General features: G+C 61.4%; 12 protein-coding genes. 2 read left to right on the forward strand and 10 right to left on the reverse strand.

The genetic code is table 11. From position 1 onward, the window contains the following. Window positions 1-30 precede the first annotated feature (30 nt). From ACODTZ_RS01655 to oiaX, 6 genes are all read right to left on the reverse strand, one after another. A complete protein-coding gene (locus tag ACODTZ_RS01655) occupies window positions 31-972 on the reverse strand; it encodes a D-ribose ABC transporter substrate-binding protein (protein ID WP_018896825.1) in 942 nt (313 codons plus the stop codon). A 76-nt stretch (window positions 973-1,048) separates the two neighbouring features. Continuing rightward, window positions 1,049-1,876 carry a phosphogluconate dehydrogenase C-terminal domain-containing protein gene (locus ACODTZ_RS01660; RefSeq protein WP_489023283.1) on the reverse strand — a complete coding sequence of 276 codons (828 nt, stop codon included), beginning with the start codon at window positions 1,874-1,876 and terminating at the stop codon, window positions 1,049-1,051. A 76-nt stretch (window positions 1,877-1,952) separates the two neighbouring features. Then, window positions 1,953-2,390 carry a D-erythrulose-4-phosphate isomerase gene (gene derI, locus ACODTZ_RS01665; RefSeq protein WP_489023285.1) on the reverse strand — a complete coding sequence of 146 codons (438 nt, stop codon included), beginning with the start codon at window positions 2,388-2,390 and terminating at the stop codon, window positions 1,953-1,955. A gap of 55 nt (window positions 2,391-2,445) precedes the next feature. Then, complete coding sequence (locus ACODTZ_RS01670) at window positions 2,446-3,204, reverse strand: triose-phosphate isomerase (protein WP_489023287.1); 759 nt, start codon at window positions 3,202-3,204, stop codon at window positions 2,446-2,448. Window position 3,205: 1 nt separating this feature from the next. After that, window positions 3,206-4,540 carry a four-carbon acid sugar kinase family protein gene (locus tag ACODTZ_RS01675; RefSeq protein WP_489023289.1) on the reverse strand — a complete coding sequence of 445 codons (1,335 nt, stop codon included), beginning with the start codon at window positions 4,538-4,540 and terminating at the stop codon, window positions 3,206-3,208. Between the two features lie 4 nt (window positions 4,541-4,544). After that, on the reverse strand, window positions 4,545-5,804 hold the full coding sequence (gene oiaX, locus ACODTZ_RS01680) for a 3-oxo-isoapionate-4-phosphate decarboxylase OiaX (RefSeq protein ID WP_113236074.1): 1,260 nt from the start codon (window positions 5,802-5,804) through the stop codon (window positions 4,545-4,547). Window positions 5,805-5,994: 190 nt separating this feature from the next. Here oiaX and ACODTZ_RS01685 point away from each other — a divergent pair, with 190 nt between their 5' ends. After that, window positions 5,995-6,705: a transcriptional regulator NanR gene (locus ACODTZ_RS01685; protein ID WP_113236075.1), complete on the forward strand. Its 711-nt coding sequence runs from the start codon at window positions 5,995-5,997 to the stop codon at window positions 6,703-6,705. Between the two features lie 117 nt (window positions 6,706-6,822). On the opposite strand, the gene ACODTZ_RS01690 is transcribed toward ACODTZ_RS01685, so the two are convergent. From ACODTZ_RS01690 to ACODTZ_RS01700, 3 genes are read right to left on the reverse strand one after another with little or no spacing between them, the layout of a single operon-like run. Continuing rightward, window positions 6,823-8,457: a GMC family oxidoreductase gene (locus tag ACODTZ_RS01690; RefSeq protein WP_489023291.1), complete on the reverse strand. Its 1,635-nt coding sequence runs from the start codon at window positions 8,455-8,457 to the stop codon at window positions 6,823-6,825. A gap of 13 nt (window positions 8,458-8,470) precedes the next feature. Then, window positions 8,471-8,998, reverse strand: coding sequence for a sugar dehydrogenase complex small subunit (locus ACODTZ_RS01695; protein WP_489023292.1), 528 nt, complete (start codon window positions 8,996-8,998; stop codon window positions 8,471-8,473). 50 nt (window positions 8,999-9,048) lie between these two features. Beyond that, entirely contained in the window at window positions 9,049-10,494 is a 1,446-nt protein-coding gene (locus ACODTZ_RS01700) for a c-type cytochrome (RefSeq protein WP_489023294.1), read from the reverse strand. Window positions 10,495-10,785: 291 nt separating this feature from the next. On the opposite strand from ACODTZ_RS01700, the gene ACODTZ_RS01705 reads away from it, so the two are divergent. Next, a complete protein-coding gene (locus ACODTZ_RS01705) occupies window positions 10,786-11,691 on the forward strand; it encodes a LysR family transcriptional regulator (RefSeq protein WP_489023296.1) in 906 nt (301 codons plus the stop codon). Between the two features lie 35 nt (window positions 11,692-11,726). Here the strand turns inward: ACODTZ_RS01705 and ACODTZ_RS01710 are convergent, their stop codons facing one another. Then, on the reverse strand, window positions 11,727-12,014 hold the full coding sequence (locus ACODTZ_RS01710) for a hypothetical protein (protein WP_047504423.1): 288 nt from the start codon (window positions 12,012-12,014) through the stop codon (window positions 11,727-11,729). Window positions 12,015-12,133 lie beyond the last annotated feature (119 nt).

The following is a 12,133-nucleotide window of genomic DNA, read 5'->3' on the forward strand; positions in this document are numbered from 1 at the left end:
GCGCCCTTCGCCATTGGTCTCAAGCTGTCGTTACTTGGCGATCGCGAAGGTTTCGAGCTTGGAGGCGTTGTCGGCGTTGATGAGAATGCAATCCATCAGCTGCTTCTCTTCCTTGGGAAGAGTCTTGTTCTTGATGTAGGCGTCGGCCTGTTCGACAGCCATCTGCGCCTGTGCGTAGGCGGGCTGCAGGACGGTGGCCTTGATTCCGCCGGACTTGATGGAGTCGCGGACGTCGTTGGAGCCGTCGAAGCCGACGACGATCACGTCCTTGCGGCCGGCAGCCTGGAGAGCGGCGATCGCGCCCATGGCCATCGTGTCGTTGCCGGAGATGACGCCCTGGATATCCGGGTTTGCCTGCAGGATGGTTTCCATCTTGGCGTAGGCTTCCGTCTGGCTCCAGTTGGCCGACTGCTTGGCGACCGACTTCAGATCCGGATAATCGTCGATGACGTCATGATAGCCCTGCGAGCGGATACCGGCATTGGTGTCGGATTCCTTGCCGACGAGCTCGACATAATTGCCCTTCTCGCCCATCAGCTTGACGAACTCCTGCGCGCCGAGCTGGGCGCCCTGGTAGTTGTTGGAAACGATCTGTGCTGCGGCAACGCCCGTGGCGTTGATTTCGCGGTCGATGAGGAAGGACGGAATGCCCGCGTCCTTGGCCTTCTTGACGGCGGCAACGGTCGCATCGGCGCCGGCGTTGTCGAGAATGATGGCTTTCGCACCGCGACCGATGGCGGTGTCGATCATCTGGGATTGCTTGTTGGCGTCGTCGTCATGGGTCATGACGAGCGCTTCATAGCCCAGTTCCTTCGCCTTGGCTTCAGCACCTACGGCTTCAGCCTTGAAGAACGGGTTGTCGTGTGCGGGGGTGATGATGGCGATCAGGTCCGCCGAAAAAGCGGGCATGGCAACGCCAAATGCAAGCGCGCTGGCAAAGGCAGCGACGGTCAGTCTACGTGTCAGTCTCATTGGTTTCCTCCCAAAAGAAGCCCTGTTCCCAGCAGGGCGGTGAAAGGGGAGGGGTTGCCCCCTCCCGGGATCGGTATCAGGTGATACGCTTGATGCTGTCAGCGATCTCCTGCGGTTCGAAAACGCGCTTCCAATCGTCCTTCATCAGGGCGGGGATGCCGAATTCGATAGCCTTGTTGCAAGCGTCCGAGAACACGCCCTGGACTTCGCCGAAGATGACGGCGCCGAGAACGTTCAGGTGGCCGAGCAGGAAGTCGCGGGCAGCTTCTTCCGGAACGCCGCGCGCGACGCACTCATCCATGGCCTGCTTCATGACGACGAGCAGCGAAGCGGCAACGGTCTCGGAGAGACCCGGCTCCAGCATTGCCATCTGTTCGACGGTGACGCGGTGCGAGCGCATGACCGGTGCCCAGATCGTCTTGGCGATTTCTTCGCCGACGGCGTAGGCTTCTTCCGGACCCTGCATCAGAGCCGAAACGATGTGCTGCTTGGCGAAGAGGCCGCCGAAGTGGTCCTTCTTGGCCTGCATGTCGGTTTCGTCGTTGAAGATCGGCGGATGGCATGGATGCGTGACGAAGTACGTCAGGTCAGGACGCTCCGGGAAGTGTCCAGCGAACGGCGCGGCAGCGTCGAGCGCGACAACCATGGTGCCGGCCTTGAGCTTGTCGTTGATGCCGGCGGCAACCTTGCCGATATGCGTATCCGGAACGGCCAGGATGACGACGTCGACGCCGTCAAGCGCTGCGTCCACGTCAACGGTCGAAAGACCGAGGTCGTCCTTCAGGCGTGCCTTGCCGATATCGCTGATTTCGACGTGGCGAACGTCGTAGCGCGAACCCTTGAGGTTCTTTGCAAGCCGGTAGCCCATTTTGCCGCCGGCGCCGAACAGAGCAATGGAAGTCATGTTTCCTCACTTCGTGTTTTGCTGGAATTGTTAACGTTGCTGGTATGATGAGTCAATCACCACCCCAGAATAAGTATTACTTAACCGCGTCGAGCCTGTTGATGGCGTCAACGTTGCCTGCCGAAGCGCCCTTAGGGTCGAATTCGGAGGCGAGCCAGGTGTCGACGATCAACTTGGCAAGCTCCGGACCGATCACGCGTGCGCCCATGGTGATGATCTGTGCATTGTTGGATTTCGCTGCGCGCTCTGCCGAGTAGGTGTCGTGCGTCAGCGCGGCGCGGATGCCGGGAACCTTGTTGGCCGAGATTGAAACGCCGATGCCGGTGCCGCAGATCAGGATGCCGCGTTCATGCTGGCCGTCGACGATGGTCTGCGCGAGGTTCTGCGACAGGTCGGCATAGAAGCCGGCCTGGCTGAGATCGTGCACTTCAAGGCCCGCCTTGGTGGCGAGGTGGGCGGCGATCACGTCAAGCAAGGGCTTGCCGGCGCTATCCGCTCCGATGGCGATTTTCATGGTCCGTGTCCTTTCAATCATTCGGGGGCTGGATGAGTGGAATTGGTCGCTGCGATCAGATGACCGCGGCAACGCGCTTCAGAATGTCGAGATAGCCTTCGACGGCCCAGGCAGAGCGGCCGATGAACAGGCCATCGATGTGCGGCTGTGTGATCAATTCCTCGCAATTCTGAGGATTGACGCTACCGCCGTAGAGAACCGGAACCGCGCGACCGAGCGCCTTCGCTGCCACATCGGCGATGCGCGCGTGGCGTTCGTCGGCATAATCGGCGGTCGCCGGAATGCCGTTCACGCCGATCGCCCATACCGGTTCGTAGGCAAGCAGAATTTCCGCGTCCTTGCCTGATGTAGTGACGCGCGCCAGCGCGCCCTCAACCTGCCGCTTCAGCACCGCGTCGGCATCACCGGCATTGCGCTCGGCAAGCGTCTCGCCGATGCAGATCAGCGGGATCAGGCCGTGGTTGACGGCGCTTTCGACCTTCAGGCCGACGGTTTCGTCGGTCTCGCCGAAGTGTTCGCGACGCTCGGAGTGGCCGAGCTCGACGATATCGAGGTTGCAATCCTTCAGCATCGGGGCCGAGATCTCGCCAGTCCAGGCGCCGGCCGCGTCCCAATGCATGTTCTGCGCGCCGACCTTCACCGAACTGTCGGCGAGAGCCTTCTTCGCTTCACGCACCGCCGTGAAGGGCGGGATGACGAAGCGCTGGATATCGGCGTGACGATCGCCATCGGCGGCCGCGAGCTTTTCGGCGAAGGACAGAGCCTCGCCGAGCGTCTTGTTCATCTTGAAGCTGGTGCCAACCCAGTAGCGCATCTTAAGCCCTCCGTCCGTCGCGGATCTGTGCGAAATAGCCGTCGGTTCCGACCTGGCCGCCCTTGAGCGCGATCTGCAGACCGTTGGTCGGCGCGTAGTTGCCGTGCGCGGTGCAGAGCGGCGAGCCTGGGGTCTGCGGCAGCGGCAGCAAGGTCGTCAGAGCGTCCACACGCAACTGCTGCAGCGCGTGGCTCGATGTGTCACCGCCGGCGATGACCGCGCGGGGCAGTTTTTCGGCCTCGATCAACCGGCGTAGGATCGTGCCGAGAGCGGAGCCGAGGCGATGGCGGGATCCGGGAATACGATCGATATCGGTTCCCTTGTCCGACGATGAGCCAAGCGCCGTGTGCAGGATGACGCTGCGGCCATCCTTCAGGCGCTGGACGCCCTCGGCGACAGCCGCGTCGATGGCGCGATCACCGCTCTCGCCGACGAGATCGAGCGGATCGACAGCGATGCCGTCAAAACCGTTTTCAGTAGCGTTGCGGATCTGCCGTTCGGTGGTGGGCGATACGCTTCCGGAGACGACGGCGAGGCGGTCGACCTTGCCGGGCTCGGCGAAGGTCGTCGGTTCGCCAAGCAGACCCTCAGCCTTCCATGCCTGCAACAGCGCGTATTCGACGCCGGAAGAGCCGGCAGTGAAGAGACCGCCGTCGCGCTTGGCCCGCCAGACCTGACGGCCGGCGAGAGCCTGCGACTGGGCGCTATCCACGTCGATCAGCAGGATGCCATCGAGGTCCGCGATCGTCTTGTCGATGCGCTGGTCGGCATCGGCGGCCGCGGTGGTGACGAGATCGGCGAGTGCTACGGGCAGAGCCGTCTGCTTCGCCAAATGCAGTGTCAGGTCGGCTTCGGCCATCGGCGTTACCGGATGGCGGCTCATGACGGGATGGCGGTCGATGCGGTAGTAGCGATCTTGATAGGCGGCGAAGAGATTGCCGAACGCGGTGAAGCGCTTTAGCTGCGGTGCGCCGACGACGACAGGAACTACCGGCTGGCCATAGATCGCCTTGCCGATTTCGATCGCCTTGCCGATGTTGCCGATATCAGGGCTGGAATCGAAGGTCGAGCAGACCTTGTAGTGGCAGATGTCGGCATCGAGCGCCTTCAGCCATTCGAAGATCGCCGGTAGATGTTTATCCATCCACTCCGGCGTTTCGCTGCGGCTGGTGCCGGCGATGCCAAAGGCGCGGTAATCGGCGAAACGCTTTGCGGTCTCGGCGCTGGGGATGCCGAGAAAGAGCACGGTCGGTACGCCGTTGGAAGCGAGCGCTTCCATGACGTCGGCGGAACCGGTGAAATCGTCACCGTAATAGGTAAGCAAAGGTTTGGTCATGGTCTCAAGCTGCCTTGCCGTCGCCGAACTTCGCGATCGAGGCCGCGAGTTCCGGGTGATCCTTGGCGTATTCGTCGAGCGGGATGTCGGCGACCGCGGCCTGCCAGGCCTGCTGCACGGCGCGAACGCCGGCCGCTGGACCGCCCGGATGGCTGACGATACCGCCGCCGCATAGATAGAGCAGGTCGGTGGTACGGCCGGTGCGGTTATAGGTGTCCGGCGCCTGGCCACCCCACTGGCCGGAGCCTGCGACTGGCAACGGGCAATCGGCCTTGCTGAACAGCGGCGTGCTCACGGCCTTGAAGGATTCGACGAAGCTGTCGTCCGGCTCCCAATACTTGATGCGGATACCGTTGATCTGGAATTGGTCGACGCCGAGCAGGCGCCAGAACTGCTGATAGACCTTGAAATCGAGGCCAGCGCCCGGATCGCGGGTCAGGATGTCCCAGCCGTTGCGGTGCGCATGCAGAACAAGGCCCGAGCGCTTGCGCAGGAAGCTCATCCCGCCGAAGCCGATCGAATTGATATTGACCACGGCGCAGTTGCCGCCGGCCTTCAGGACGAGATCGTGATTGCGCATCATCTCGTCGGGATCGGCATGCGAGATGCCGAAGGCGTACATAACCTTCTTGCCGGTCTTCTGCTCGTGATCGAGGATCTTCGGCATGATGGCCGCGACGCGCTCCTTGAGCGGCGAATAGGCCGGGCTCATCAGCTTTTCGTCGTCCTTGATGAAGTCGACGCCGGACTCAATCAGTTCGCCGACGAGTTCCGCCGTCTCATGCGGACGCAGGCCGAGCGCCGGCTTGACGATAGTGCCGATGATCGGCCGACCTTCTACGCCGGTAAGCTTGCGGCTGCCGGGCAGGCCGAACTGTGGGCCGGGATGGGCTGTGGCGAAGGCTTCGGGCAGCTTCATGTCGACGATGCGGATGCCGCTCATGCCCTTGATCGAGAATACGCCGCCGATGGCGATCGTCATCAGGGCGGAGAGATCGGTGCCGATCGCGTCCATCGGGAAGGCAATATCGGCATCGGCGCGGTGGATGGGGCCGCTACCGGGCGCGACTTCAGGCCAGGTCGGGTATTCCGCATCGGGAAGGTGACGGATGGCGATGACGCGTGCCGCGACGCGCGCCTTCAGCTCTTCCGTCTCGCCGGGAACGGGGACGAACGTGCCGGTCGACTGATCGCTGGCGATCTTGGCGGCCATGGCCTCGACGCTGCCGGTCGTTTCGATGCGGTAGGTAACTGTGATCATCATGAGGTTTCGTTGCTCCTCCTGCCGCGGCCAAAAGTTTGCCATGGCGTCAACTCGTGAACTGGTATAATGAGTATTCCAATTTCTGCAATGAAAATTTTTTGAAAGAGCACAGACCGATTTTAGACGACGGCCTTTCGTGCCGGGACGCTAGCATGCATAAAGGAGGGATATTGTGAGCCAGCGAGACATCATGAACCAGCCAATCGAACAGATCGTGCGTCGCAAACTATCCGATGAGGTTTTTGATCGGCTGGAGAGAATGATCACCTCGGGCGAGCTTCGGCCAGGCGACGAAATGCCGTCGGAGCGGGTGCTTATGGAGCGCTTCGGGGTTGGAAGGCCGGCGATCCGCGAGGCGATGCAGTCGCTGGCCAATATGGGCTTGGTCAACATCTCGCACGGGGAGCGCGCCAAGGTTCTGCAGCTGACCGCAAGATCGATTTTCCGCCAAGTGGATCTGACGGCGAAGATCATGCTGGCGCAATCCGCCGACTCGCTCGATCACCTCAAGAGCTCACGTATCTTCTTCGAACGCGGCATGGCGCGCGAGGCGGCGGTCAAGGCAACGCCCGCAGACATCACTGATCTTCGCGATATCATCGAAGAGCAGCGTCGCTCGCTTGGCAACGCGGAAGAATTCATCGCCGCCGACATGCAATTCCATACGCGTATCGCGCAGATCTCCGGCAACCCGATCTTCGTCGCCGTCAGCGAGGCGATGCTGGCATGGCTGAAGGCCTATCACACGGACATGCTGATCTGGACCGGCAAGGAGAAGTTCACGCTGGTTGAGCATGAGCAGATCCTCGACTGTCTCGCCGCCAACGATGCGAATGGCGCGGAAGCTGCTATCTTGAAGCACCTTGAGCGCTCCAGCGCGCTCTATACCAATCGCGACTGACGTCGCTTTCATCGGCGAATACGAAAACAGCGACAGGCCTGTGAGGCGGTCGCTGTTTTCGTTTTGAGATCGGGAAAGTCTCGACCAGTACGGCCGAGACCTTCTTGAGCGCTGAAATCAGATCTCCTTGATCAGCTGCTCGGCGATACGCACGCTGAGTGCCGCACCCGTCAATGTCGGGTTCATGCACGATGCCGACGGCATGACGCTGGTGCCGGCGATGAACATGTTCGGGTGATCATGGGTGCGGCAATCGCGGTCGACGACGCTGTCCTTCGGATCGTCGCCCATCCGGGTGGTGCCCATGACGTGCTGGCGGTTCTGCCACTTCACGTCGGTCGACAGAACCTCGGCGTCGAGCAGCTGGGCGATCTTGTTCAGATCTTCCAGGCCACGATCGCGACCGGCGTTCCAGTAGTCGGTGACGGAGTAGTAGAGGACCGGAACCGGGATGCCGAGCGCGTCGAACTTGGTCTTCGACGGCGTGACGCGGTTTTCGGCGAGCGGCAGAGGTTCGAAGTCGATCGCCCAGTTGAGCGAGCGAGCCGAATACTGGCGGATCATCTCGTCGAGCTTGGAGCCCATGATGCCCTTCCTGATGAAGCCTTCGGTCATCTGGGCTGTCGGTACCGTGTTGCGCACCTTGATCTTGTAGCTTGGGTAATCCTTGCGGAAGGCGCCATCGCGCTGGTTGAGATAGACCAGCAGCTCGGTCGGGCCTTCGCCCGGCCACATGTCCTCCTTTGTCAGCATGTTCATGCTGATGCCGGTGTGGTCCATGAGGTTACGGCCGACCTGATCCGAAGAGTTGGCGATACCGTTCGGATATTTGTCCGAGGTAGAAATGAGCAGCAGCTTGGCGGACTCGATGCCATAAGCGGCCAGCACGAAGTAGCGCGCCGTCAGGCGATGCTCGGAATTGTCGGGCTTCTTGTACCAGACGGCGGTGATCTTGCCGTCGTCGCCGGCTTCCACCTTGTAGACAGGCGAGTTGTCCAGCAGCTTGGCGCCATGGCGTTCGGCTTCGTCGATATGCATCGAGCCGTCGTACTTGGCGCCGATCGGACAGACCGGGTTGCAGTTGTTGTTGCCGGCGCAGACCGGGCGGTTGCCGTACGGACGCGAGGCGCGGCCATGCGGTTCGAGCACCGGGTTGAAGCCGCCGACCGAGAGCTTCTCAGCCAGCGTCGTGAACATGTAGCTGGAATTCAGCTGCTTCATCGGGAAGGGCATGGAACGCGGCGGCATCGGTCGGCCGCCCTGTCCGCTTTCGTCCTGCCCGTCCGTGCCGGTAACGCCGAGCTCCAGCTCAGCCTTGTTGTAGTAGTCTTCGAGATCGTCATAGCCGATCGGCCAGTCGCGACCGCGACCGTAAAGCGACTGGATCTTGAAGTCGTTCGGGATCATGCGCCAGAGCGCCGAGCCGAAGTGCCAGGTTGTGCCGCCGACGACGCGCAGGTAGGAGGTGTTGTATTTCACCGGGCCTTCATATTGCAGGTAGTCGCCATAGGTCGACGGCGCCCAGGGCATGCTCGGGAAGGGGGAACCCGCGCCCTGCAGCTTGGCGTTTGCCAGCGAGAGCTTGACCGGAGCGTTGCGGAAGGTCTCGACGATCTCGCGGCGATCGACACGCGGGCCGGCTTCGAGAATGATCACCTTCTTGCCGGCCTTGGCGAGCTGCGCGGCGACGATGCCGCCCATGACACCTGATCCGATAACGATCAGGTCCGCATCATATGCGTCGTTTGCCATTGTCTTTATCCTGTCAGATCTTGCTGCCGGGCCTCGGTCCCCAGGCGTTCGGGCCGGGACCGTAGGTCGGAGTGGGAAGGAGGCCCTTGGTCGGGCGGTACATGAGCGATTTCTCGTAGGTGATGAGTTCCGCGTCCTGCGGTTCCCCGACCACGCCGAGATACCAGGCGGAGACGATCTTCGCGGAAGTCTTCATCTCAGGTTCGGCGGGCTTCGTCGCGAGAAAGCCATCCATGTCCTTGGCGCCCGATTGGCTCACGGCCTGCTGCAAGGCGGCGATATCGGCCTTGAGCGTCGCGCTGCGCTTGGAGAGTGCTGCGAAGAAGCGTCCGCCGAGCACCGGGTCGAGCTCATAGCCGGTCAGGAATTCAGAGAGCTTGGTAAAGCCCTGCACATCGTCGTCGGCTGCGAACGCCGATACGGGTGTCGTGAAAGAGGAGAGGACTGCCAGTCCTCCAACGGCCACGGTGGCGCGCAGGAGGTCTCGGCGGTGGAGGGGACGGCTCACGATGGAGCCCGCATTGTTCGGGTCGATTGGCATCGCTGATATCCTCGATGAGGCAGTCAGAACTGGGAGAAAGGGTGAAACGATCAGGCGTGGGCCGGCTGCCGCCTGCGGCGGGCAACGAGCAGCGCGATGACGAGCGCGACAAGGATCAGCGCCACGACGACTGCCGGCACGATGAACGGCGCGACCGCGGCCAACACCGGCTTCTCTCCACCCTCGCGAACACGCAAGACATCTGCTGCAGTGACCGTCACCTTGCCGTTGCCGAAATGACCAAGCACGTAGTTGCTGACATCGGCGACGTCCTTGTCGGAAAGCCGATCCGTGTAGGCGGCGTTCTCGCCAAAGGCCGGCATGAATGTCGGTACGCCGTCGATCGTGCGCGACAGGCCGAACAGGATCGTTGCGATCAGGTTGTCCGGGTTGTCGCCGCCAGTCGCGGTGTTATGGAAGAGCGAAGGATAGTGGTCGTTGCCCTCGCCATCAACCTGATGGCAGGCGGCACACGAACCGCTGAAGATATGGAAGCCTTTCTCGGTGACCGCCTGGCCAGGCAGGCCGCGCAGATCGAGTTCCGCCGTGGAGGGCTCACCGACATCGTAGCGCGGCGTGGCTTCGCCCGTCGTGATCGGCTTCGTGTCCCTCAGGTAGACGACGAGCGCCTTGAGGTCGGCCTCGGTCAGGTGCTGCATGCTGTGTTCGATGGCTTCCGCCATCGGGCCGGCGGCCTGCGCCTTGCCGGCGACGTGGCCGGTGCGCAGATACTGAACGAGTTCGTCGTCGGACCAGCCGCCGATGCCATCAACCTTGTCGGAGGTGATGTTCGGTGCAAACCAGGAGCCGATGGAGGCGCCCGAAAGCGCCTGGCTTCCGCTCTCCGCCATGAAGAGATTGCGCGGCGTGTGGCAGGTGCTGCAGTGCTCGAGAGCCTCGGCCAGATAGGCGCCGCGGTTCCACTCGGCGGACTTGGATGCATCCGGCTGGAAGCGGTCCTTGTCGAGGAAGAGCAGATTCCACACGGACATGGAGGCGCGGATGCTGAACGGGAACGGCAGCGCGGTCTTTTCCGGCGCGTGATCGATCGGCTTCACGTCCTGCATGAAATAGGCGTAGAGCGCCGAGATGTCCTCGTCGGAAATCTTGGCGTAGGCCGTGTAAGGCATCGCCGGATAAAGATGGCTGCCATCCTTTGCAACGCCGTCGCGAACAGCGCGCGCGAAGTCTTCTTCGCTATATGTGCCGATGCCGTCGGTTTTGGATGGCGTGATGTTGGTCGAGAAAATCTTGCCGAGCGGAGATTCGATCGCATAGCCGCCGGCAAAGGGCTGTCCCGAGTTCGGGGCGGTGTGGCAAGCGGCACAGTCTGCCGCGGTCGCCAGGTAACGTCCCCTCGTAATCAGGTCGTTTTGCGTCGCGGTCTGATCTTGCGCCGAGGCTGCGCCGGTGATCGACACCAGCGCGGACAGACAGAGTGCGATTGATCGCAGGCGTTTGAATTGGGGTCGAGAGATAGCGGTGTGCAAATGCATTATCGACGTGCTTTCATCAAGCATGAATAAACGACAACAGGCTTTGCATCACCTCCCACGAGCGTAGCCAATCCACGTCGCCGCGAGGCTGAATGCGACAAGCGCCGCTCAAAGCCAATGTTAGTAAGGCAAACTACTGAAGTTGCTTTACAAATTCACTCTAAATGAGGATATGACTTTATGCGTCGATCTGTCACGTTCGCGACTTGGCAATCGTCATAACCGCGCTATGCTGCGTTTGAAAATCAATTTGTCATACAAACAGTTTTCACAGAAAATGAAAGCTCAGCAGTGAAATTCGACCTAATCGATTTGCGTATGTTCCTGGCTGCCGTTGATGGGGGTAGTCTGACCGCTGCCGCCAGGCGAAACAATGTCGTCGTGGCGGCTGTGAGCGCGCGCCTCAGGAGGCTGGAAGAGGCTTTCGATCTTGAGCTCTTCGAGCGAACGGGGCGGGGGATCAAGCCCACTTTGGCGGGCGAGATGCTGGCGAGCCATGCCCGTCAGATCCTGGACGATGCCCGCAGGATCGAGGCCGATCTCGACGCCTTCGCGGATGGTCGCAGCGGCCATGTCCGGTTGCTGTCGAATACCAACATGCTTGCCGAACATTTGCCGCAGGCGCTTGGCGCCTTCCTTGCAGCAAGCCCGGATATCAGTGTCAGCGTTGAGGACAAGCCGAGCCTTGAGGCCGTGAAGCTGCTGAAACAGGGGCAGGCCGAAATCGCCATCGTTGCCTCCTCGGCGGATATGACCGGGCTTGAGCGCTTTCGCTTCGTTCCGGATCGGCTGGTGCTGATCGCGCCGCGCGACCTGGATGTGCCATCCGATGCAGTCCCGTTTCCGCGCATCCTGGATTTCAAGCTGATTGGCCAGCAAGGCAATCCGGCCTTGATGCAGTTTCTCGAGCGTCACGCGAACGAGCTCGGGCGCACGCCGCATTTCCGGATGCTGATTGCCGGATTTGAGGCAACGTGCCGCGTTGTCGAACAGGGCGCTGGCGTATCGATCATTCCCGAAAGCGCCGCGCGACGTTATGCGCACTTCATGGATTTCAAGGTCGTGCCGATCGCGGAGCCCTGGGCGGACCGCGAACTCTACGTTTGCGTCAGGAACGAGATGCAGCTTCCGGGCTATGCAAGGATGCTGCTGGCGCACCTGAGGCAGTACGTGCAGACGTTTGATGATGGCCGCTGAACATCGCGGATATCTCTTCGGGTCCCATGCTGGCTTTAGTGAAGCGTCAGCGTCTCGGGCCGATGCGGGTCGCGGAATCGGAATTGCTCGATCAATGTCATGGCTTGCTGCAGCAGGAATTCGGCGGCCTTGAGATCAGTGTTGGCGAGACCATGCACGCTGCCGCGAATGGTCAGCGCCAGGTTACCCGAGCTCGCGGCGAAGCTGGCGTTGCCTTCTATCAATGCCTCCTTGGCACTGGTCTCAAGCGCATCGGCAACGGCCGCCAGTATGTCCTGCCGTTCGCGGACACTCATTTGCACAATGGTCTTGGATCCCTTCATGATGGACGACCCCCTTCCCTGAAAGGCGCGCGCTGATAGCAGCCAATAATGCTTGATGTAGGCGCAATCGCCGGTTCATCAATGCACCCTCTTCTCTCCCTGAGCGCGTCGGCTAAGAC

This window comes from Rhizobium sp. FG113, assembly GCF_057809895.1.

Coding starts and splice junctions, on each gene's coding strand:
- ACODTZ_RS01670 (WP_489023287.1), bottom strand. CDS start 3,204: ATGCGCTACTGGGTTGGCACCAGCTTCAAGATGAACAAGACGCTCGGC.
- derI (WP_489023285.1), bottom strand. CDS start 2,390: ATGAAAATCGCCATCGGAGCGGATAGCGCCGGCAAGCCCTTGCTTGAC.
- ACODTZ_RS01660 (WP_489023283.1), bottom strand. CDS start 1,876: ATGACTTCCATTGCTCTGTTCGGCGCCGGCGGCAAAATGGGCTACCGG.
- ACODTZ_RS01655 (WP_018896825.1), bottom strand. CDS start 972: ATGAGACTGACACGTAGACTGACCGTCGCTGCCTTTGCCAGCGCGCTT.
- oiaX (WP_113236074.1), bottom strand. CDS start 5,804: ATGATGATCACAGTTACCTACCGCATCGAAACGACCGGCAGCGTCGAG.
- ACODTZ_RS01695 (WP_489023292.1), bottom strand. CDS start 8,998: ATGCCAATCGACCCGAACAATGCGGGCTCCATCGTGAGCCGTCCCCTC.
- ACODTZ_RS01710 (WP_047504423.1), bottom strand. CDS start 12,014: ATGAAGGGATCCAAGACCATTGTGCAAATGAGTGTCCGCGAACGGCAG.
- ACODTZ_RS01690 (WP_489023291.1), bottom strand. CDS start 8,457: ATGGCAAACGACGCATATGATGCGGACCTGATCGTTATCGGATCAGGT.
- ACODTZ_RS01685 (WP_113236075.1), top strand. CDS start 5,995: ATGAACCAGCCAATCGAACAGATCGTGCGTCGCAAACTATCCGATGAG.
- ACODTZ_RS01700 (WP_489023294.1), bottom strand. CDS start 10,494: ATGCATTTGCACACCGCTATCTCTCGACCCCAATTCAAACGCCTGCGA.
- ACODTZ_RS01675 (WP_489023289.1), bottom strand. CDS start 4,540: ATGACCAAACCTTTGCTTACCTATTACGGTGACGATTTCACCGGTTCC.